The organism is Microbacterium sp. AC215, from assembly GCF_979258645.1.
In genome coordinates this window covers 2,705,641-2,726,989 of record NZ_OZ409869.1, presented here as the reverse complement: position 1 = coordinate 2,726,989, position 21,349 = coordinate 2,705,641, and the positions used below count along the sequence as shown (strand labels likewise).

At 69.1% G+C, this 21,349-nt stretch carries 21 protein-coding genes; 11 read left to right on the top strand and 10 right to left on the bottom strand.

What is annotated here, in order from left to right:
* Nucleotides 1–2 precede the first annotated feature (2 nt).
* The 4 genes from prpB to ACZZZF_RS13285 form a co-directional block, all read right to left on the bottom strand.
* Nucleotides 3–905, bottom strand: coding sequence for a methylisocitrate lyase (gene prpB, locus ACZZZF_RS13300; protein ID WP_053097922.1), 903 nt, complete (start codon nt 903–905; stop codon nt 3–5).
* Complete coding sequence (locus tag ACZZZF_RS13295) at nt 905–2,431, bottom strand: MmgE/PrpD family protein (RefSeq protein ID WP_463498761.1); 1,527 nt, start codon at nt 2,429–2,431, stop codon at nt 905–907. Before ACZZZF_RS13295 ends, prpB begins: the two co-directional genes overlap by 1 nt.
* On the bottom strand, nt 2,428–3,096 hold the full coding sequence (locus ACZZZF_RS13290) for a GntR family transcriptional regulator (protein ID WP_056280558.1): 669 nt from the start codon (nt 3,094–3,096) through the stop codon (nt 2,428–2,430). Before ACZZZF_RS13290 ends, ACZZZF_RS13295 begins: the two co-directional genes overlap by 4 nt.
* Nucleotides 3,097–3,169: 73 nt before the next feature.
* Nucleotides 3,170–4,150, bottom strand: a complete 981-nt coding sequence (locus ACZZZF_RS13285) for an EamA family transporter (protein WP_463498758.1) — start codon at nt 4,148–4,150, stop codon at nt 3,170–3,172.
* Nucleotides 4,151–4,189: 39 nt separating this feature from the next.
* Between ACZZZF_RS13285 and ACZZZF_RS13280 the strand changes: the two genes are divergently transcribed.
* From ACZZZF_RS13280 to ACZZZF_RS13245, 8 genes are all read left to right on the top strand, one after another.
* Nucleotides 4,190–4,726 carry a CGNR zinc finger domain-containing protein gene (locus ACZZZF_RS13280; RefSeq protein WP_285363413.1) on the top strand — a complete coding sequence of 179 codons (537 nt, stop codon included), beginning with the start codon at nt 4,190–4,192 and terminating at the stop codon, nt 4,724–4,726.
* A gap of 40 nt (nt 4,727–4,766) precedes the next feature.
* On the top strand, nt 4,767–5,753 hold the full coding sequence (locus ACZZZF_RS13275; protein ID WP_463498755.1) for an acetylxylan esterase: 987 nt from the start codon (nt 4,767–4,769) through the stop codon (nt 5,751–5,753).
* Nucleotides 5,754–5,926: 173 nt separating this feature from the next.
* Nucleotides 5,927–6,517 (top strand): glucose-6-phosphate isomerase family protein, encoded by a 591-nt coding sequence (locus ACZZZF_RS13270; RefSeq protein ID WP_053097935.1) that lies wholly within the window; start codon nt 5,927–5,929, stop codon nt 6,515–6,517.
* A gap of 9 nt (nt 6,518–6,526) precedes the next feature.
* A complete protein-coding gene (gene xylB / locus ACZZZF_RS13265; protein ID WP_463498752.1) occupies nt 6,527–8,029 on the top strand; it encodes a xylulokinase in 1,503 nt (500 codons plus the stop codon).
* Complete coding sequence (locus tag ACZZZF_RS13260) at nt 8,029–8,985, top strand: phosphoglycerate dehydrogenase (protein ID WP_463498750.1); 957 nt, start codon at nt 8,029–8,031, stop codon at nt 8,983–8,985. Before xylB ends, ACZZZF_RS13260 begins: the two co-directional genes overlap by 1 nt.
* Before the next feature lie 11 nt (nt 8,986–8,996).
* Nucleotides 8,997–9,950, top strand: a complete 954-nt coding sequence (locus ACZZZF_RS13255; RefSeq protein ID WP_463498747.1) for a shikimate dehydrogenase family protein — start codon at nt 8,997–8,999, stop codon at nt 9,948–9,950.
* A complete protein-coding gene (locus tag ACZZZF_RS13250; protein ID WP_463498744.1) occupies nt 9,950–10,918 on the top strand; it encodes a phosphotriesterase family protein in 969 nt (322 codons plus the stop codon). The genes ACZZZF_RS13255 and ACZZZF_RS13250 overlap by 1 nt, the downstream gene beginning before the upstream one ends.
* A 72-nt stretch (nt 10,919–10,990) precedes the next feature.
* Nucleotides 10,991–11,287, top strand: a complete 297-nt coding sequence (locus ACZZZF_RS13245) for a putative quinol monooxygenase (RefSeq protein ID WP_463498742.1) — start codon at nt 10,991–10,993, stop codon at nt 11,285–11,287.
* Between the two features lie 81 nt (nt 11,288–11,368).
* Here ACZZZF_RS13245 and ACZZZF_RS13240 read toward each other — a convergent pair whose 3' ends face one another.
* The 4 genes from ACZZZF_RS13240 to ACZZZF_RS13225 form a co-directional block, all read right to left on the bottom strand.
* Nucleotides 11,369–12,367, bottom strand: a complete 999-nt coding sequence (locus ACZZZF_RS13240) for an ABC transporter substrate-binding protein (protein ID WP_056280540.1) — start codon at nt 12,365–12,367, stop codon at nt 11,369–11,371.
* Nucleotides 12,368–12,416: 49 nt separating this feature from the next.
* Nucleotides 12,417–13,451, bottom strand: a complete 1,035-nt coding sequence (locus ACZZZF_RS13235) for an ABC transporter permease (protein ID WP_171821947.1) — start codon at nt 13,449–13,451, stop codon at nt 12,417–12,419.
* Entirely contained in the window at nt 13,451–14,953 is a 1,503-nt protein-coding gene (locus tag ACZZZF_RS13230) for a sugar ABC transporter ATP-binding protein (RefSeq protein WP_463498739.1), read from the bottom strand. The genes ACZZZF_RS13235 and ACZZZF_RS13230 overlap by 1 nt, the downstream gene beginning before the upstream one ends.
* A 187-nt stretch (nt 14,954–15,140) precedes the next feature.
* Nucleotides 15,141–16,010 carry a sugar phosphate isomerase/epimerase family protein gene (locus ACZZZF_RS13225; RefSeq protein ID WP_463498736.1) on the bottom strand — a complete coding sequence of 290 codons (870 nt, stop codon included), beginning with the start codon at nt 16,008–16,010 and terminating at the stop codon, nt 15,141–15,143.
* A 190-nt stretch (nt 16,011–16,200) separates the two neighbouring features.
* On the opposite strand from ACZZZF_RS13225, the gene ACZZZF_RS13220 reads away from it, so the two are divergent.
* Nucleotides 16,201–17,202: a LacI family DNA-binding transcriptional regulator gene (locus tag ACZZZF_RS13220; protein ID WP_463498734.1), complete on the top strand. Its 1,002-nt coding sequence runs from the start codon at nt 16,201–16,203 to the stop codon at nt 17,200–17,202.
* Nucleotides 17,203–17,341: 139 nt separating this feature from the next.
* Here ACZZZF_RS13220 and ACZZZF_RS13215 read toward each other — a convergent pair whose 3' ends face one another.
* Nucleotides 17,342–18,307, bottom strand: coding sequence for an aldo/keto reductase (locus ACZZZF_RS13215; RefSeq protein WP_463498731.1), 966 nt, complete (start codon nt 18,305–18,307; stop codon nt 17,342–17,344).
* Nucleotides 18,294–19,589 (bottom strand): L-fuconate dehydratase, encoded by a 1,296-nt coding sequence (locus tag ACZZZF_RS13210; RefSeq protein ID WP_072591986.1) that lies wholly within the window; start codon nt 19,587–19,589, stop codon nt 18,294–18,296. The genes ACZZZF_RS13215 and ACZZZF_RS13210 overlap by 14 nt, the downstream gene beginning before the upstream one ends.
* Before the next feature lie 135 nt (nt 19,590–19,724).
* Here ACZZZF_RS13210 and ACZZZF_RS13205 point away from each other — a divergent pair, with 135 nt between their 5' ends.
* On the top strand, nt 19,725–20,585 hold the full coding sequence (locus tag ACZZZF_RS13205; protein ID WP_056280521.1) for a fumarylacetoacetate hydrolase family protein: 861 nt from the start codon (nt 19,725–19,727) through the stop codon (nt 20,583–20,585).
* Nucleotides 20,567–21,340: an SDR family NAD(P)-dependent oxidoreductase gene (locus tag ACZZZF_RS13200; protein ID WP_053097956.1), complete on the top strand. Its 774-nt coding sequence runs from the start codon at nt 20,567–20,569 to the stop codon at nt 21,338–21,340. The genes ACZZZF_RS13205 and ACZZZF_RS13200 overlap by 19 nt, the downstream gene beginning before the upstream one ends.
* The last annotated feature ends 9 nt before the right edge of the window (nt 21,341–21,349 follow it).

Sequence of the window (21,349 nt, the reverse complement as noted above, 5' to 3'; positions counted from 1 at the left end):
GCTCACTCCTTCGTGACGGTGAAGCCTGCGACGCCGGAGTCGAATTGCTTGTAGGACTCGTAGTCGATCAGGTCGTAGAGATCGGCACGGTGCTGCATCTCACCGAGCTTCGAGGTGAGGTGCCCCTCCTCGTTCAGCGTATCGAGCGCACCGCCCGCCGCGCCCATCGCGATGCGCAGCAGCGACACCGGCCAGATGACCATGTTCACACCGGCATCCCGCAACTGGTCGACCGAGAACAGATCGCTCTTGCCGAATTCGGTCATGTTGGCGAGGATCGGCACGTCGAGCGCATTCGCCATCGCCTCGAACTCGCCGAGGGTGCGCATCGCCTCGGGGAAGACGGCATCCGCCCCGGCATCCACCAGCGCCTTCGCACGATCGATCGCGGACTCGAGTCCCTCGACCGCGCGGATGTCGGTGCGCGCCATGATGAGGAAGTTCGGGTCGCGTCGAGCGTCGGCGGCGGCGCGGATGCGACGGATCGCCGTGCTCTCGTCGACGACGCTCTTGCCGTCGAGGTGGCCGCAACGCTTCGGGTTGATCTGGTCTTCGATGTGCGTGCCGGCGAGGCCGGCATCCTCGAGCTCCTGGATCGTGCGGGCGACGTTCATCGGCTCGCCGAAACCGGTGTCGGCGTCGACGATCGCGGGGATGTCGGTCATCCGCGCGATCTGCTTGGCCCGACCGGCGACCTCGGTCAGCGTGGTGAGGCCGATGTCGGGCACCCCGAGGTCGGCAGAGAGCACCGCACCCGAGATGTAGACCCCGTCGAAGCCCTTCTGCTCGATCAGCCGGGCGCTCAGCGGATTGAACGCGCCGGGGAAGCGCAGCAGCTCGCCACTCGCGAGCCGCTCGCGGAACAGACGGCGCTTCTCGGCCGGGGTGACGTGCGAATACAGCATCAGAACAGGCCCTTCGGGGCATCGGCGCCCTCGAGCAGGCCGGGCTTCGCGATGATCGACAGCTCGCCGACCTCCGCGGCCGTGAGCTCGGGCAGACGCTGCACGAGCTCGAGGAACCGCTCGATCTCCGCGGGCTCGAGCACGGGCTCGGCCAGCAGACGGAACTTCGCGATGTAGTTCTCGCGGGCGAACGGACGAGCGCCCAGCGGGTGCGCGTCCGCGACGGCGATCTCATCGACCACGGTCGTGCCGTCGGTGAGGCGGAACTCGACGCGACCGCCGAACGCCTTCACGTCGGGGTCTTCGGAGTGGTAGCGGCGGGTCCACTCGGCATCCTCGGCCGTGGTGATCTTGTGCCACAGGGCGACCGTGTCTGCGCGACCGGCCCGCTCGGGGGTGTACGAATCGACGTGGTGCCAGCCGCCGTCCTGCAACGCGACCGCGAAGATGTACGGGATCGAGTGGTCGAGCGTCTCGCGGGATGCAGTGGGGTCGTACTTCTGGGGGTCGTTCGCACCCGAGCCGATCACGTAGTGCGTGTGGTGGCTGGTGTGCAGCACGACGGCCTCGATGTTGGCGGGGTCGCGCAGCGCCGGGTTCTCGGTGCCGAGCTTGCGGGCGAGGTCGATCCACGCCTGCGCCTGGTACTCGGCCGAGTGCTCCTTGGTGTACGAGTCGAGGATCGCGCGCTTCGCCTCGCCCGCGGCAGGAAGCGGCACCTCGTAAGCGGCGTCCTTGCCGTCGAGCATCCAGGCGATCACGCCGTCTTCGCCCTCGTAGATCGGCGCGGGACTCGTCTGACCGCGCATCGCCCGGTCGACCGCCTCGACGGCGAGCTTGCCGGCGAAGGCCGGGGCGTGCGCCTTCCAGGTCGAGATCTCGCCCTTGCGGCTCTGACGCGTGGCGGTGGTGGTGTGCAGGCCCTGACCGACGGCCTGGTAGATCGTCTCGACGTCGAGCCCGAGCAGCGTGCCGATGCCGGCGGCGGCCGACGGGCCGAGGTGCGCGACGTGGTCGATCTTGTGCTTGTGCAGGCAGATCGCGCGCACGAGGTCCATCTGGATCTCGTAGCCGGTGGCGATGCCGCGCAGCAGCGCGCGGCCGTCGGCCTGCACGTGCTGGGCGACGGCGAGGATCGGCGGGATGTTGTCGCCCGGGTGCGAGTACTCGGCCGCGAGGAACGTGTCGTGATAGTCGAGCTCGCGCACGGCCACGCCGTTGGCCCACGCCGCCCACTCGGGGCTGGTGCGGTGGTCGAGCGCCGCGCCGAAGACCGTGGCGCCGATGCCGCCGGTCGAGACGGGGTGGCTGAACGCCTGGGTGCGAGCCGCGTTGATGGGCCCGCGGGTGAGCGATGCCGCGGCCACCGACGCGTTGTCGATGATGCGGTTGATGATCATGTCGGTGACGTCCTGCTCGACCTCGACCGGGTCGGCGGCGACCTCGGCGATCTTCCAGGCGAGTTGGTCTTCGCGGGGGAGGTTCTCATCGCTGCGGTGGACGCGGACGTGGTGGGTGACGGTCATTTCACACCTTCTGGGTTGGCGGTCAGGGAGTCGAGGATGCCGGTCAGCGCATTGTGCAGATGCACGTGCGTGGCGTGGGCGGCGAGGTCACCGTCTCGGGCGGCGAGGGCCTGCGCGATCGTTCGGTGCTCGGCGGCTGAGGCTGCGAGGCGGGCCGGCTTGTCGCGGGCCATGCGGCGGACTCGCACGAGGTGGGTGCGCACGGTGCGCAGGGCCGAGGCGATGTAGTCGTTGTCGACCGCACCGTCGAGAGCGGCATCGAAGCGGGCGATCAGGGCGTAGTACGCGTCGCGGCCCTCGACGGCGGTGAGGTCGACGTGCGCGAACTCGTCGGCGAGGGCGGCGAAGAGGGCGGCGTCACCCCGCTGGGCCGCGAGTCGGGCGGAGGTCTCTTCGAGCGCGCGGCGGATCTCGAACAGCGCGCGGATGTCGTCCGCATCCAGGTCGGCGACCACCGTCACTCGCGGCGACTGCTGCACGACGAGGCCGTCGGCGGCGAGGCGGCGCAGCGCTTCGCGCATCGGGGTGCGGCTGATGCCGAGGCGGGCGGCCTGCTCGACCTCGCCGAGCACGAACCCCGCGGGGAGGGCGCCGGACTGGATCTCCTCGAGCAGCGCGGCGTGGGCTCGATCGCCGGCGGTGATGCGATCGGCGACAGAGCTCATGCCCTCAGTGTATACACAAATACGTTTCGATGATCAGGGGCGCGGCTATCGGGTGCTTCGCGTATACATTGCGCTACCGCTGCGGCCGCTCCACGGCATCCGGCACCGGCTCGACGAACTCGGCGGGACGCGGCTCGCCGAGTTTCACCACGACGACGCCGACCAGCACCAGCGCCCCGCCGAGGGCCTGCAGCAGATCGGGCAGCTGTCCGAGCAGCAGCCAGCCGAAGAGCAGCGCGGCGACCACCTCGGAGAGCGCGACGAAGGATGCGAGGCGGGAGCCCAGCATTCGCGTCGACGCGATGCCGAGCACATAGGCGAGTGCCGTCGCGATCAGGCCGATCGCGAGCACCGGCACGAACCACGGCACGGTGCCGAAGCGATAGGTGATGTCGTCGGTCGTCCAGGCGATGGGCAGGATGCCGGCGAGTCCGGCGACCGTCAGCGCGATCGTGCCGAGCAGCAGCCCACCCCCGGCGAGCGCGATCGGAGGCAGTCCGGTGTCGGCCTTGGCCGAGAGCAGGAAGTACGTCGCCGCACCCACCATCGCGGCGAGTGCCCAGAGGATGCCGGCGACATCGACCTCGGCGCCGGTGATGATGTCGAGCATCAGCACGAGTCCGACGAAGGCGATGGCCGCGCCGATCACGCTGCGCCGACTCGGCCGCTCGCCCCGGCGGAGCCACAGCCAGAGGATGACGGCGATAGGCGCGGTGTATTCGATGAGCAGTGCGAGGCCGACGTCCATCACGGCGACGGCCTGGAAGTAGCAGAGCTGCGTGGCGGTGACGGCGAGCAGTCCGTAGGCGGCGACCATCCCGGCGTTCTTGCGGAGCACTGCCCACCGCCCGCGCAGCGACAGGACCGTCGGCACGAGCAGCACGAGTGCGGCGACCCAGACACGCGCGGTCACGGCAGCACCGGGCGTCCACCCTGCATCGATGAGCCCGCGAGCCCAGGCGCCGGACATCCCGAACGCGAAGGCCGCGCCGATCGCCAGAGGCAGACCGAAACGCACGCCGCGCATCGAGATGTCATTCGCAACTTCGCTCATGACAGGTGACGCTACTCGTGCACGTTGTAAGGTGTCAACATGAACTTCACCGATGACACGGAAGAGGCGCTCCGCGCAGCCGTCCGGCTCGTGAACTCGGCGGAAGAGCCCGAGACCCTCGAGACGCTCGCCGACTACGACGCCTTTCTCGCGGACTTCCCCTACTCCGGCCGCCTCGACCGCGACGACGCCGAGCTCTCCTCGCTGCGTGCGATCCGCCCGCGCCTGCGCTCCATGCTCATCGCGCCACGAGACGAGATGGCCGAGCACGTCAACGCCGCGCTGGCCGAAGCGTCTCTCGCGCCGCGACTCGTGCGCCATGACGGCGTGGACTGGCACCTGCACGCCGTCGCCGACGAGCGCCCCCTCGCCGAGCGCGTGCTGATCGAGACCGCGATGGCGCTGATCGACGTCATCCGCACCGACGAGGGATCCCGCATCTCGATCTGCGCCGACGACACGTGCGAGGCGCTCGCTCTCGACCTGTCCCGCAACCGGTCGAAGCGCTACTGCTCGACGACCTGCACGAATCGCAACGCGGTGGCGGCGTATCGTGCGCGGCGCGCGAGCGCCTGAGCAGCGGCATCCGGAGGACGTTCGGTAGCGTCGTCTCGTCATGACCTTCCCCCCTCCCTACGACACCTGGTTCCCCGACGCCGAGTTCGACGCCGCTTACGGACACACGCTCGCCACGCTCCGCGAGATCGCACCGGTTCCAGCGCCGGACGGCTTCACCGCGCGATGGCAGGCGTGGCGCGCACAGGCGAAGACGGTGGATGCCGCACCCGCCGTGCTGTCCACCGAGAGCATCCACGGCCGGCGGGTGTCGATCATCGAGCACGCCGGAGTCGACGGCATCCGACTGCGTGCCTGGCTCGTCGAGCCCGTCTCGCCGCCCGCGCGGGTGGGCGTCGTGCACAGCCACGGATACGGCGGGCGGGATGCGATCGACCTCGCTCGTATTCCCGAGGATGCGGCGGCGATCTTCCCCGTAGCCCGCGGGCTGCCCACGCTGAACACGGGCATCGGCGCCCCCGAGATCCAGGCCGAGCATGTGCTGGCCGGGATCGAGAACCCCGACGACTACGTGCTGGGACTCTGCGCCCGCGACCTCTGGCTCGCGGCGGATGCCCTGACCGCGCTCGTCGGACGCGTGCCGCTCTACTACGTCGGCGAGAGCTTCGGCGGCGGCATCGGAGCGCTCGCCCTGCCGTGGGACGACCGGTATATCGGGGCGACCCTCATCGTCCCGAGCTTCGGGCAGTACGACGAGCGCCTCGCCGTTCACTGCCTCGGCAGCGGGGAGACCGTGCGCGATCACGTCGCCGCGCATCCCGACGCACGCGAGGCGCTGCGCTGGTTCGACGCCTCGTCAGCCCTCGGCTTCGCCCGCGTTCCGGTGCGCGTGGAGGCGGCACTGTGGGACCCGTACGTGCCGCCGCCCGGACAGTTCGGCGTCGCGAACGCGGCGCGGATGCTCGAACTCGCCGTCCTTCCCGCCGGCCATGCCGACTATCCAGGGGCCGACGAGGTGACAGCCGAGTCCGTCAGAGGCGGCCGCGCCCACCTCGCGCGCGCACTGCGCGCCGCCTCCGCTCCATGACTCCGGAGAAACTCGCATGGCGAGCCCGACGGGTCCGGGCGAGCCAGGAGCAGGCGCACACCCGCGCTCCCCGGCCTGCGCATCCGAGCACTGGACGCCACTTGTCATCACAGGTACACTCAACTTGTCATTACAGGTTGCGCAGCGCCGCAGCATCCGCACGAGGAGCACCGATGCCCCAGTTCCACACTCCCCCGATCTCGCCGATGGCGATCGCCTTCGACGCCGAGAAGCTCACGCTCTCCCCGGAGGGACCCACTCTGACGCGGCGCATGTCCGACCTCGAGGGACTCTTCCTCGACGCCGACGCCTGGGCTGCCGCGGCCGCCGGCGACAACCCCGTCGTCTACACCGTGGTCAGCTCTCCCGTGCCCGAGGTCGACCGCGAGCTGCCGCAGTCGATCACCACTATCATGCCCGGCGACACCTCGGGAGAGCTCTGGATGACCAAGGGCCACCAGCATCCGAACCACCAGGGCGAGATCTACCTCGCGCTGAAGGGCCGCGGCGGGCTGCTCATGTTCGACGGCGAGCGCACCGAATGGCTCGACATGCTGCCCGGCACGATCGGCTACATCCCGCCGGGCTGGGCGCACCGCTCGGTCAACACGGGCGACGAGCCCTACTCGTTCCTCGCGGTGTACCCGGGCGGCGCCGGCCACGACTACGGCTGGGTCCTCGAGCACGGGATGGGCTCTCGGGCCTATCGCGCCACCGAGGGCGTGGACCTGCGCCCCTATTCCGCGTCCCCCTCCGCGGAATAGGCTCCGGCCATGCTGATCGCGCACGATCTGGGGACCACCGGCGACAAGGCCTCCCTGCACCATGACGACGGACGCCTCGTCACCTCGGTCACGGTGCCGTACCCCGCGCACTTCGCCGCGGGCGGCATCGCCGAGCAGGATCCGGCGGACTGGTGGGATGCCGTCGTCTCGGCGACCCGACAGCTGATCGACCGTGCGGGCGTCGACCCGTCGACCGTCGGCGGACTCGTCGTCAGCGGCCAGATGATGGGCACGGTGCTGCTCGACGCACACGGCGAGCCGGTGCGCCCCGCGATCATCTGGGCCGACACCCGCTCGGGCGCGCAGACCCGTGAGCTCGAAGAGCGTCTCGGCGCACAGGACGCCTACCGCGTGCTCGGCCATCGACTGAACCCCACCTACTCGGTCGAGAAGATCATGTGGGTGCGCGACAACGAGCCGGATGTCTGGGCGCGGGTGCGGCACTTCTGCGTCGCGAAGGACTACATCGTCTACCGTCTCACCGGGCGCCTCGCCACCGAGCGCTCCGACGCCTCGGGCACCAACGCCTACGACCAGGTGCGCGGCGAGTGGTCGGCCGATGTGCTCGCCGCCGCGGGACTCGACCCCGCCCTCTTCCCCGAGATCCTCGAATCGACGACGATCGCCGGGTCCCTCACCGCCGAATCGGCCACCGACCTCGGGCTTCCGGCATCCGTCCGCGTCGTCATGGGCGGCGGAGACGGCCCCTTGGCCGCCGTCGGTTCGGGCATCGTCGCGCCCGAAGACGGCGCGTACGTGTGCCTGGGCACCTCGTCGTGGATCTCGTTCGCGAGCCTCACACCGCTGCACGACCCGCAGATGCGCACCATGACGTTCGACAACGTCGTGCCCGGATCCTTCGTGCCGACCGCGACCATGCAGGCCGGCGGCGCCTCGGTGCAGTGGATCGCCGAAGCCCTCTCCCCCGACCCCGCGCGCCCCGACACCGCCCGACTCACCACGGAGGCCGGGGGCGACCTCGACACCGAGGACCTCTACTTCCTCCCCTATCTGCTCGGCGAACGATCCCCGCTGTGGGACCCGCACGCCCGCGGAGCCTTCGTCGGCCTCGCCCGTCACCACACCCGCGCGCACCTCACCCGAGCCGTGCTCGAGGGTGTCGCGTACAACCTGCTCACCTGCATCCAGGCGTTCCGCGAATCCGGTGCGTCGATCGACCGCATCGACGCGGTGGGCGGCGGAGCACAGAGCGACGCCTGGCTCGGCATCCTCGCCGACGTCTGGGGTGTGCCGATCCGACGGCGCACGATCGTCGAAGAGGCCAACAGCCTCGGCGCCGCTGTCACCGGTGCCGTCGGCCTCGGCCTCGCCGACTTCTCGGCGGCGCGGGCGCTCAGCGAGGTCACGGCGGAGTTCACTCCGGATGCCGGCCGGCACGCCGTGCACGCGCAGCGGCACTCGCGCTTCGTCGGCGCCTACGCCGCGCTCGAGCCGTGGTTCGCCCAGGCCCCCGCCACCCGAGGCGCCTGATGGGAGTCATCCTCGCGACCAGCCGGTCGTTCTCGGACGGAGACCTCGACCTCGTCGGGCGAGCCAGGGCCGCCGGTCACGAGATCGTCCGGGGCCCCGCCCACCACGGGCTCACCGAGCTCGCACCCCTGCTCGCTGCCGCCGAGGGGTGGATCGCGGGCACGGGTCCGGTGACCGACGACCACCTGGCCGCCGCGCCGCACCTCAGGGTCGTGGCCCGCTACGGCGTCGGCACCGAGGCGGTCGATCTCGACGCGGCGCTGCGGCGCGGCATCCCGGTGACGAACACCCCGGGGGCGAACGCCGATGCCGTCGCCGACCACGCCGTCGGCCTCATGCTCGCGGCGCTCCGGTTCATCCCCGACGGCGATCGCCGCGTGCGGGCCGGCGACTGGGCCGTGCGGCGCGGTCGCGAGCTCGGAGCCGCCACGGTCGGCATCGTCGGGTTCGGTCGCATAGGCCAGGGCGTCGCGCGACGTCTGAGCGGTTTCGGCGCACGCGTGCTCGCGGCAGATCCGTTCCTGCCGGCCGACGTGATCGCCGAGCGCGGCGCCGAACCGGTCGACCTCGACGAGCTGTTCCGCACCGCCGACGTCATCACCCTGCACGCCCCGGGCGGGCAGACGCTCGTCGATGCGGCGCGACTCGACCGCATCCGCCCCGGCACGATCCTGGTGAACACCGCCCGCCCCGACCTCGTCGACGAGGCGGCACTCGCCGCCGCCCTGCGTGACGGACGCCTCGGCGGATACGCCGCCGACACCCTGACCGGCGACACCGCGGCGAGCGCGAGTCCGCTGCTCGCCGACGACCTCGCCGACCGTGTCACCGTGACACCGCATCTCGGCGCGCAGACGACCCAGGCCGTCGACAACATGGGCTCGATGTCCCTCGACGATGTGCTCGCGGTTCTCGCGGGCACCGCGCCCGCCCACCCCGTCTCTTCCCGACCCTGAAGGACCCAGCGATGACCATCACCGAGAACACCGCGACCCCCGCGACCACGACCGGCGGCTACATGGGCTTCGTCGGCGTGAGCACCGGCTCGTCGTCGATCATGAAGGTGTTCCCGAAGTGGGCCGAGGTGCTGGGCCTCCCCACCGAGAACCTCATCGGACACGACCTTCCGATGGATGCGACGCCCGAGCAGTACGTCGCCATGGTCGAGCAGATCCGCGACGACCCGCAGCACCGGGGCGCACTGGTCACGACCCACAAGATGAACGTGTTCGCCGCGGCATCCGACCTGTTCGACGAGCTCGACCCGTTCGCCGTCTCGTGCTCCGAGATCTCGAGCATCTCGAAGCGGGGCGACCGCCTGATCGGCCGCGCCAAGGATCCCCTCACGGTCGACCTCGCCCTGAACGACTTCCTGCCGGCCGACCACTTCGCCCGCACCGGAGGGGAGGTCGTGATCCTCGGCGCCGGCGGTTCGGGCACCGCTCTCAGCTGGGCGCTGGCGGAGCGAGCGGATGCCGCGGCGAAGATCACCGTGACCGCCCGTGACGACGACAAGCTCGAGCACCTGCGCGAGGTGCATCGCCAGCACGGCACCCCCGACGGGCTCATCACCTACGTGCGCACCGACACGGTGCAGGATGCCGCGGCGATCGTCGCGGCGGCACCCGCGGGGTCGCTGATCGTGAACGCCACGGGTCTCGGCAAGGACCGCCCCGGCTCGCCGCTGCCCGACGACGTCGTGTTCCCCGAGGGCGCGTGGGTCTGGGAGTTCAACTATCGAGGGTCGCTCGAGTTCCTGCACCAGGCGCGGGCGCAGGAGGCCGCGCGCAGTCTGCACGTGATCGACGGCTGGCGCTACTTCATCCACGGCTGGTCGCAGGTCGTCGCCGACGTGTTCGAGATCGACCTCACCCCCGAGATCGTCGAGCAGCTCGCCGAGGCTGCCGAATCGGTGCGCTGATGCCGATCGCCCGCACGGTTCTCGGCGACATCGACCCGGCGCAGCTCGGGCCGACGGACTATCACGAGCACCTCTTCCAGATCTCGCCGCTGCTGGTGGGCGACGAGCTCGACGACGAAGACCTCTCCGGGCAGGAGGCCGCACTGCTGAAGGCCAGCGGCTTCGCGGCGATGGTGGATGCCACCCCGTTCGGGCTCGGGCGAGACCCCGAGGGGGTCGCGCGCATCAGCGCCGGCGCCGGGATGCACGTCGTCGCGACCACCGGGCGCCACCGCGAGGCGCACTACGGCGACGACCACCCGATGCACGTGTGGAGCGCCGAGCGCCTGACCGAGCTGTTCGTCGCCGAGGTGACGCGCGGCATGCTGGTCGACGACGCACTGGTGTTCGAGACGCCCGACGTGCCCCGTGCCGCAGATCCGGATGGATCACCGGTGCGCGCCGGGATGCTCAAGGCCGGCGTCGGCTACTGGAGCATCACCCCCTTCGAGCACACGACACTGCTCGCCGTCGCCGCGGCGCATCGGGCGACCGGAGCGCCGATCATGGTGCACCTGGAGTTCTGCACCGCCGCCCACGAGGTGCTCGATCTGCTCGAGGCGGGTGGCGTGGCATCCGATCGGGTCGTGCTCGCGCACGCCGATCGCGATCTGGATGCCGGGCTGCACGCCTCGCTCGCCGAGCGCGGCGCGTACCTCGGATACGACGGCTTCGCCCGCCCCCGCACGAGGTCGGATGCCGAGCTGCTCGCCCTCACCGAGCGGGTCGTCGAGCTCGGCGCGGCCGACCGCATCCTGCTCGGTGGCGACGTCGCTCGCCGCACCCGATACATCTCGTACGGCGGCATGCCTGGCCTCGCCTATCTCGGCGAGCGCTACCTGCCCCGGCTGCGCTCCACTGTCGGAGACGACGCCGTGGAGCGGATGCTGGTCGCCAACCCCGCCCGTCTGCTCACCCTGTCGACCTGACCCTGTCAGCCTGACCACACCGCCGCCTGACCGCACCGTCCCGCCCCGCCAGCCCACACCCGAGGAGTCCGCATGACCGAGCCGACCATTCTGCACGCCGTGTTCACCGCACGCCCCGAGAAGGGCGACGAGGTCGCGGCGCTGCTGCGCGACTTCGCCGCGGTGGTGCGCGCCGAAGAGGGCAGCGTCGTGTTCGATGCGACGCGGCTCGTCGACGACCCCGACCGCTTCTTCGTCTACGAGGTCTACCGCGACGAGGCGGCCTTCCAGGCGCACATCTCGGCCCCGGCCGGCGTCCCGTTCAATGAGGCGCTGCAGCAGCTGATCGTCGAGCCGGCATCCGTGCTGACCTTCCTCCGACGTATCTGACGCACCCTGCCGCGCGCCCCCCGCACCCCCGGCACGCAAGAAGCCCCCCACCCGAAGGTGAGGGGCTTCTTTCTCAGCGGGTCACTCGTAGAGGACCGCTGCGATGTCCTCGTCCTCGAGGTTCGTGCTGTCGTACCAGTACGAACCCGTGTCGTAGAACTCCTCGACGTCCTCGCCGTTGGCCGCGTCGTACGCCGCCTGGACGACCTGCGCGCCGATGCCGATCGGGTCCTGCGTGATGGCGCCGGCCATCGTTCCGTCCTTGATCGCGTTGATCTGGGCAGCTCCCGAGTCGAAGCCGACGATCGTGATCTTGCCCTTCTCGAGGCCGAGCTCGTTCACGGCGTTCACGACGCCGATGGCCGAGCCCTCGTTGGTGCCGTAGATGCCCTTGAGATCGGGGTGAGCGGCGATCAGCGTCTTCGCGATGTCAGCCGACTTCAGGTGGTCGCCGTCACCGTACTGGATGTCGACGATCTTGATGTCGGGGAAGTCCGCCTCGATCTTCTCGACGAATCCGTCACGACGCTCGACACCGGTCGAGTTGATGTTCGAGTGGCCGACGATGGCGACTTCGCCCTCGCCGCCGATCAGCTCGGCCATGTGCTCTGCGGCGAGCGCACCGGCGACCTTGCTGTCGGTCGCCGACAGGCTGAGTCCGACGTCGCCGTCGCAGGGAGCGTCGAAGTACACGACGGGGATGTCCTTGGCCTTCGCCTGCTCGAGCGGGGCGACGCACGCCTCGGGGTCGAGGGCGGCGTAGGCGATGGCATCCGGGTTCTTGTCGATCGCGGTGGTGAGCATCTCGAGCTGCTGGGCGATCTCGGTCTCGGCGGCCGGGCCCTCGAACGTGATCTTCACGCCGAGCTCGTCCGCCTTCTCCTGAGCACCGGTCTTGACGGCCTGCCAGAACTGGTGCTGGAAGCCCTTCGAGACGAGCGCGATGTACATCTCGCCGTCGCCGCTGCCTCCGTCGCCGCTGCCTTCTTCGATGACGTCACCGCCGCCTGCGCAACCCGCGAAGACGAGGGCGGATGCGGCCACGAGTGCCGCGAATGCGGTCTTCTTGCCGAATTTCATGGAAACTCCATTGTTCTCTGTGTGGTGGTGGGGGGTGTAGATCTGTGGGTCAGGTGCGCTGGCGGTTGCGCAGCGAGTCGAGGAAGACGGCCAGCAGCACGACGATGCCGACGACGATGTTCTGCCACTCCGACTGGATCGACATGATGCGCAGGCCGTTGACGAGCACGCTCATGATGAGCGCACCGATCACGGTGCCGAGGATCGAGCCTCGTCCGCCGAGCAGCGACGTTCCGCCGATGATGACGGCGGCGATCGCCTGCAGCTCGTAGCCGGTGCCGATCTGCGGCTGCGCCGAGTCGAGACGGGCCGCGATCACGATGCCCGCGATGCCGGTGAAGGCGCCCGCGAACATGTAGATGAGGATCGTCCAGCGGCGGGTGTTCACACCCGACAGCCGGGTGGCCTCCTCGTTCGAGCCGATCGCGAACGTGTAGCGGCCGAGGAGCGTCTTCGACAGCACGAGCCACGCGATGATCGCGGCCACGGCGGTGATCAGCACGGCGTTCGGGATGCCGGGGATGATCACGCCGAGCGCGATCTTCTTGAAGTCGGGGGCCGAGGTCGAGAAGTAGATCGGCGAGACGTTCGAGATGACGAGGGCGAGTCCGCCGGCGATCATCATCATCGCGAGGGTCGCGATGAACGGCGGCAGCCGGAGGAAGGTGATGTTGATGCCGTTCACGAGTCCCATGAGGACACCCGTGAGCACACCGCCGATCACGCCGACCCAGACGGGGAGCCCCATGTTGGTGACGAAGACACCCGTCATCACGGCGCACAGCGCCATACCGGTGCCGATCGAGAGATCGATGCCGCCGGTGATGATGACGAAGGTCGTGCCGAGGGCGAGGATGCCGATGACCGCCGTCGACAGCAGCACCGTGGCGATGTTGCTGAAGGTGAAGAAGTTCGGGCTGGCGATCGAGAAGAAGATCACCAGGACGATCAGCGTGCCGAAGGCGAGCGACTGCTGCAGCTGGCGACGGAGGAACCCGCCGAAGTCGCGCTTGTCGGTGTTCTCATCGACCGCCGTCTGGATGATCGTCGTCGTCGACGATCCGGACTGCTGTGGGGTGCTCATCAGTCTTCCTCCCCGTGGGCTGCGAGTTGCATGATCTTCTCCTGGCTGGCTTCCTCGTTGCGGAGCGTCCCGGTGATCCGACCGTTCGCGAAGACCGCGATGCGGTTCGCGACGCGGAGGATCTCGGGGAGCTCCGATGAGATGACGATGATGGATTTGCCCTGGTCAGCGAGCTGCTGCATGAGGCGGTAGATCTCCTCCTTCGCGCCGACGTCGATCCCTCGGGTCGGCTCGTCGAAGATGAGGATGTCGCAGTCGCGCATCAGCCACCGGGCGATGACGACCTTCTGCTGGTTCCCTCCCGAGAGCAGCTTCACGACCTGGTTCACCGAGGGCGTCTTGACCCGCAGCTGCTGCACGTACTCCTTGGTGCGGTTCTTCGCCTTCGCGTCGCCCATCCAGCCGATGCCGTTGGCGTACGACCCGAGCGAGGCGAGAACGGTGTTGAAGGTCACGTCCTGCTCGAGCATCAGGCCCAGCAGCTTGCGGTCCTCGGAGAGGTAGCCGAGGCCGTGCTTGACCGCATCCGCCGGCTGTCCGATTCGCACCGGGTCGCCGCCGATCGCTATCGTGCCGCCGTCGCGGTGGTCGGCACCGATGATGGCCCGCGCGGTCTCGGTGCGCCCGGCGCCCATGAGCCCGGCGAAGCCGAGGATCTCGCCCTTGTGCAGCTGGAACGAGACGTCCTGGAGGAGGTTCTTGGTCGAGAGTCCCTGCACGTCGAGCACGATCGGGTCGTTGATGTGATCGCGGGCCTGCGGACGGGTTCCTTCGTCGATCACGCGGCCGACCATCATCTCGATGATCTTCGGGACGCTGACCTCCGACTTCTCCAGTGATCCGATGTATGTGCCGTCACGGAGCACCGTGACCCGGTCGGCGAGACGCCGCAGCTCGTCCATGCGGTGCGAGATGTAGACGATGCCGGTCCCCGAGGCGCGCAGCTGCTCGATGAGCAGGAACAGGGTCTCGGTCTCGGAGTCGGTGAGCGCCGAGGTGGGCTCGTCCATGATGAGCACCTTGGCGTTGAACGAGAGCGCCTTGGCGATCTCGACCATCTGCTGCTCGGCCACGGTCAGCTCGCCGACGAGCTGTCGCGGGTTGACCCTGATGCCGAGGCGCTGCAGCAGTTCGGCCGTCTGCGCGTTGAGCTTGCGCTCCGACAGGAAGGGGCCGGTGGTGGGCTCGCGGCCCACGAAGATGTTCTGCGCCACGGTGAGATCGGGCATCAGGTTGAGTTCCTGGTGGATGATCGTGATGCCGAGCTGCTGCGCCTGCAGCGGGCTGGTGAGTTCGACCTCCTGGCCCTCGAACGTGATGGTGCCCTCGTCCTTGGTGTAGATCCCCGAGAGGATCTTCATCAGGGTCGACTTGCCGGCGCCGTTCTCGCCCACGAGCACCAGCACCTCGCCGGCTCGCACCTCGAGGTGCACATCCTTGAGAGCCTGCACACCGGGGAATCCCTTGCTGATCCCGTCGACTCTGAGAATGGGGTCACTCATGTGCTCACCTGCTTCCTTGAAGGTCGTGATGCGATATTCCGGTCGGGTCCGGAAACATCGGATCAATTCTGCGTCTTACGCCCCACCCTGCGCAAGTTGTATCTAAATGTAACTAAGACTGCTTCGGATGGGAAGACCTGTAATAACAAGTTGGCAACAGGTCGGCGAATCGAGGCGACGGCCCGGCTCAGTGCAGCCGGATCGAGTCGACCGCGACGAGCTTGTCGCGGATGTAGGCGTTGGCGTGCGCTCCGAGCTCGACGTTGTCGGTCCACAGGTTGCGCCAGATGCCGAGCATGCGGCTCAGATCGGGGGCGACGACCGCTGACGAGAACGACTCGAACACGATCGGACCGTCGTAGCCGATGCGGCCCAGCGCCTTGAAGAAGGTGTCGAAGTCGACGGTGCCGGTGCCGAGATAGCCGCGGTGGCTCTCGCCGATGTGCACGTAGCGCAGGGCCGGAGCCGCGTCGAGGACCGGCGCGAACATATCCGACTCCTCGATGTTCATGTGGTACGTGTCGAGGTGGATGCCGAGGTTCGGCCGATCGACCTCGGCGAGGTAGGCGAGCGCCTGCCGTGCGGTGTTCAGCACGTTCGTCTCGTAGCGGTTCACGACCTCGAGCGAGACCGAGACGCCGCGCTCTGCGGCATGGTCGGCGACGCGGGCGATCGTGCGCCGGCTGCTCTCCAGCCCCTCGGCCGTCACCGGGTCCATGTACTTCTGCATCGCACTGTAGATCACGCCGCAGAAGTGCTGGCCGCCGAGGTCGGCGAGCACGTCGACCGCCCTGAACAGCAGCGCCTCCCCCGCGGCCACGACAGCCGGGTCGGAGCTCGTCACGTCGGTCCCGCCCGAGAGTCCGAGCGAGGCGCTGACGGCGAGATCGTGCTCTTCGAGCGCGTCCTTCGCCGCGGCGACGTCGAACGAGAACGGGTCCATCAGCGGGAACTCGATCAGGTCGAATCCGGCCGCCTTCGTCTTCTCGACGGAGAGACGGATGCCGTCGGCATCGAAGTCTCCGGTCCAGACGAGCCCGTGGCATCCGATGTTCATGAGACCTCTCGGAGACGGGTGTGCGGCACCTTCGCCTCGGCAGGATTGGCACGTTGCAACTCTGCGTTCAGGTCACCGTACGCGGGTCGGGGATGCGGTGTCAAGAACTTTCTTGGCACGTTGCAATCGCTGGGCTACTCTGGACTCGCCGCCGACCGTCCTGCGTCGTCGCGCAGTCGACAGGAGCTCCATGCCCGCCAGCGTCAAAGACGTCGCCGCTCTCGCCGGGGTGTCCTCCTCGACCGTCTCGAACTACCTCAACCACCCGCATGTGCTCGGCGAATCGAGCGCGGCGAAGGTGAGGGAGGCGATCGCGCAGCTCGGCTACGTGCCCAACGAATCCGCCCGTCAACTGCGAGCCGGCTCCAGCAAGGCGCTGGCGCTGATTCTTCTCGACGCCTGGCTGCCGTACTTCCACGAGCTCTCGCGCGGGGTCGAAGACGTGGCCCGCGAGGGCGGCTGGTCGCTGTTCTTCAGCAACAGCAACCGCGACGCCGACACCGAACGCGGCAACATCGACATGTTCGAGGCGCACCGCGTGCAGGGCATCGTCATCTACCCGCTCGAAGACGTGGTGCCCCGGCTCGAGCAACTCGCCGACCGCGGCATCCGCTCGGTCGTCGTCGGCCCGATCCCCGATTCGCCGACCGTCGGTTCGGTGCTGTTCGACGACCGCGGCGGCGGACGGCTGGCGGGCGAGCACCTGCTGTCGCTCGGCCGCCGCCGCATCCTCTTCCTGGGGGCGCCGAGCGTCAGCCAGTCGAACGACCGTCTTCTGGGGCTGCGTGACGCCGTCACCGCGGCCGGGGCGACGGCCGATGTGATCGACGTCCCGCACCTGACGACCGAGGACGGCCTCGACGTCGGCGCGCGGATCGCCGAGATGCCTGCCTCCGAACGCCCCGACGCGATCTTCGCCGCCAACGACATGGTGGCGATCGGCGTGCTCACCCAGCTGCTGCGCCGGGGCATCCGCGTGCCCGAGGAGATCGCATTGGTCGGCTTCGACGACGTCGCGCAGGCCCACCAGAGCGTCGTGCCGCTCACGAGCGTGCGGCAGCCCGGGTACGAGATCGGCCGCGCGGCGGGCGCGGCACTCATCCGTCAGCTCACCGACCCCACCGCCGACCTCCCCGCGCCGACGCCCTTCGCCGCCGAGCTCGTGGTGCGCGAGTCGACCGTCGGCCGCTGAGCCTCGTCTCCGCCGTCGCGGAGTTATGGCGGAGGCCCGGTTCACAATTCAGCACGAACCCGCACTGATGCCGCCGCCGAAGCCCCAGACCGCCCACCAGCGCAGACCTATGCTGAATTGTGAACGCGCGACGTACGGCTCAGCCTGGTATCAGCCCCTCTGCGGCGAGCTCGTTCCACAGCGCGCCAGGAATCTCGAGCGCCGCATACTCGGCATTCTGCGTCAGCTGCCCTGGCCGACTTCCTCCGACCACCACGGAGCGCACCACGTCTGACTGCAGCGGGAACTGGATCGCGGCGGCGGGCAACGGCACGTCGTGCTCGGCGCACACCCGTGCGATGCGCAGCAGCCGTTCCCACAGCTCGTCGGGAAGCTGCCCGTACTCGTATCGCCCGTCGCGGCGAGGTTCGTTCGATGCCAGCAGCCCGGAGTTGAAGACGGATGCCGCGACGATGCCTGTCCCGGTCTCTCGGCACGCCGGCAGCACCTCGGCCGCCGCCGGCTGTTCGAGCAGCGTGTATCTGCCCGCGACCATGACCAGGTCGAGGTCGGCCGAGCGCACGGAGGCGGCGAGCGCATCCGACACCATCGAGCCGATGCCGACCGCAGTCACCTCGCCGTCGCGACGCAGCTGCTCGAGCGCCGGCAGCGCCTCGGCGAGCGCGAGATCCAGGTCATGCCGCTCGGGGTCGTGCAGGTAGAGCAGGTCGATGCGCTCGATCCCGAGACGTTCGCGGGACTCATCGAGGCTGGTGCGTATCCCCTCAGCCGAGAAGTCCCACACGCGCTGCAGATCGTCGGGAACATGGAAGTCGTTCGCGGTGTCGAGGCCGCCGTCGTGGTCGGGGTTCGGTCGCAGCAGGCGCCCGACCTTGGTCGACAGCACGTACTCGTCGCGCGGTTTGGTCTGAAGGAACGCCCCGAGACGACGCTCAGAGAGCCCGAGCCCGTAATGCGGAGCGGTGTCGAAGTAGCGGATGCCGCTGTCCCACGCCACATCGAGCACCGCCCACGCCTCGTCATCGCTCAGCGCGCGGAAGAGGTTGCCGACATTCGCGGCCCCGTATCCGAGGGGCGGAACCGCCAGAGCATCAGACTCCGACATGCTGCCCCGTCCACGTGTACGCGGCGATGCTCTCGGCCTTCATCTCCATGCCGGATCCGGGCACCGTGGGTGCCATGTACGACCCGCCCTGGATGTCGGTGGGGATCACGAAGTGCTCGTGCAGGTGGTCGACGAACTCGATCATCCGCCCTTCGCGGGTGCCGGTGACGGCGACGAAGTCAAACATCGAGAGGTGCTGCACGGCTTCGCACAGCCCGACGCCACCGGCATGCGGGCAGACCGGCACACCGAACTTCGCGGCCAGCAGCAGGTTGGCGATGTTCTCGTTGACGCCCGCGACGCGCACGGCGTCGATCTGCATGACCGAGATCGCCTCGGCCTGCAGCAGCTGCTTGAAGATGACGCGGTTCTGGGCGTGCTCGCCGGTGGCGACGCGGATGGGTGCCACCCCCCTGGCGATCTCGGCGTGACCGAGCACGTCGTCGGGGCTCGTGGGCTCTTCGATCCAGGCGGGGTGGAACTCGGCGAGCGCGCCTATCCATTCGATCGCCTCCGACACCTCCCACCGCTGGTTGGCGTCGATCGCGATGGGGAAGTCCGGTCCGCACACCTCGCGGGCCTTGCGGAAACGGCGGATGTCGTCGTCGAGGTCGGCGCCGACCTTGAGCTTGATCTGGGTGAAGCCGTCGGCCATCGCCTCGCGGGCGAGCCGCTCGAGCTTCTCGTCGGAGTATCCGAGCCATCCGGGGCTGGTCGTGTAGCCGGGGTATCCGGTGGCGAGCAGTTCTCGTTCGCGCTCGAGGCGTCCCGGCTCGGCGGCGCGCAGGATCTCGAGGGCGTCCTCGGGCGTCAGCGCATTTGTGAGGTAGCGGAAGTCGACGAGGCCCACGAGCTCCTCGGGCGTCATCCGCGCGAGCAGCTGCCACAGCGGCAGCCCGGCCCGCTTGGCCTTGATGTCCCACAGCGCGTTGATGACCGCGCCGATGGCCATGTGCATGACGCCCTTCTCGGGGCCGAGCCAGCGCAGCTGCGAGTCGCCGATGATGTCGCGGAACGTCGTGCCCATGTCGTCGAGCAGCGGCTCGATCTCGCGACCGACGAGGTGCCCGGCGAGCGCGTCGATCGCGGCGACCTGCACATCGTTGCCGCGCCCGATCGTGAAGACGAACGCGTGGCCGTCGATGCCGTCCTCGGCATCCGTGCGCACGATCACGTATGCCGCCGAGTAGTCGGGGTCGGGATTCATGGCATCCGATCCGTCCAGACTCAGCGATGTCGGGAAGCGGATGTCGGTCGTGTCGAGGGCGACGATGCGGCTCACGGGTTCCTCTCGTGCACGGGACGGATATCCGTGCAGATCTCTTGGAGTGTAAACATCGGATGTCTATACTGTCAACGAGACGGGCCGCACTGACGCGCCTCGTCACCCACGGACACCTCACTGAGCAGGAGAGACATGAAGTTCGCACGGCTAGGCACCCCCGGCGCCGAGATCCCCGTCCTCGTCGAAGGCGACCGCTACCTCGATCTGCGCTCTGTGACATCCGATGTGAACGGTGATTTCCTCGCCGGTGATTTCCGGGCTCGCGTCGCCGCGGCCCGCGCCGCCGACGAACTGCCGGTTCTCGGGGATGCCGCGGCGATGCGCATCGGCGCGCCGATCGCGCGCCCGAGCGCCGTCATCTGCATCGGCCAGAACTACGCGGCGCACGCCCGCGAGTCCGGCTCCGAGCCGCCGACCGTCCCGATCATGTTCCTGAAGACGCCGAACACGGTGGTCGGCCCGAACGATGCGGTCACGATCCCCCGCGGCAGCGAGAAGACCGACTGGGAGGTCGAGCTCGGCATCGTGATCGGCGCCCGCGCCGCCTACCTCGATTCGCCCGACGACGCCGACGCCCACATCGCCGGCTACGTGGTGGCGAACGACGTCTCGGAGCGCGCCTTCCAGATGGAGGTCTCGGGCGGGCAGTGGTCGAAGGGCAAGATCGCCCCCGGTTTCAACCCGACCGGCCCCTGGCTGGTGACACCCGACGAGGTCGACGTCGACGACCTGCGGCTGCGCAGCTGGGTGAACGGCGAAGCGCGTCAGGATTCGAACACCGACGACATGATCTTCGACGTGCGCGTGATCGTGCACCACCTGTCTCAGTACGTCACGCTCGAGCCGGGCGATCTGATCCTCACGGGCACTCCCCAGGGCGTGGCCTTCGGGGGCAAGTTCCCGTATCTGACGGCGGGCGACGTGGTCGAGATCGAGATCGAAGGACTCGGGCATCAGCGCCAGGAGTTCGTGGCATGGGAGGCACAGAAGTGAGCAGCGCACTCGACGGACTCGTCGCGATCGTGACCGGCGGAGCATCCGGGATCGGAGCGGCCATCGCCGCCCGCCTGCACGCCGACGGCGCGCAGATCGCGGTGCTCGACCGCGACACCTCAGGAGCGGATGCCGCCTTCGCCGCTTTCACGGCCGACGTGTCGGACCGTGCATCGGTCGATGCCGCCGTGGCCGCCGTCGCCGAGAGGTTCGGGCGCATCGACATCGTCGTGAACAACGCCGGGGTCGGCGCCCAGGGCGACATCAGCGCCAACGACGACGACGAGTGGGCGCGTGTGCTCTCGATCAACGTCACGGGCATCGCCCGCGTCACGTCGGCGGCGCTGCCGTGGCTCAAGAAGTCGCCGAGCGCGGCGGTCTGCAACACGGCATCCATCGCCTCGACCACCGGCCTTCCCCAGCGCGCGCTCTACAGCGCGTCGAAGGGTGCCGTCTCGGCCCTGACCCGTGCCATGGCCGCCGATCACCTGCGCGAGGGCATCCGCGTCAACGCCGTCAACCCCGGCACCGCCGACACCCCGTGGGTCGGCCGTCTGCTCGACTCGGCCGACGACCCGGCCGCCGAGCGCGCCGCCCTCGAAGCCCGCCAGCCGCACGGCCGCCTGGTCTCACCCGACGAGGTCGCCGCGGCGGTCGCCTACCTGGTGAGCCCCGCCGCGGGCTCGACCACGGGCACGTTCATCGAGGTCGACGGCGGCATGGCTCAGCTGCGGCTCCGTCCCGTCGGGGGCTGACCGCCGCGT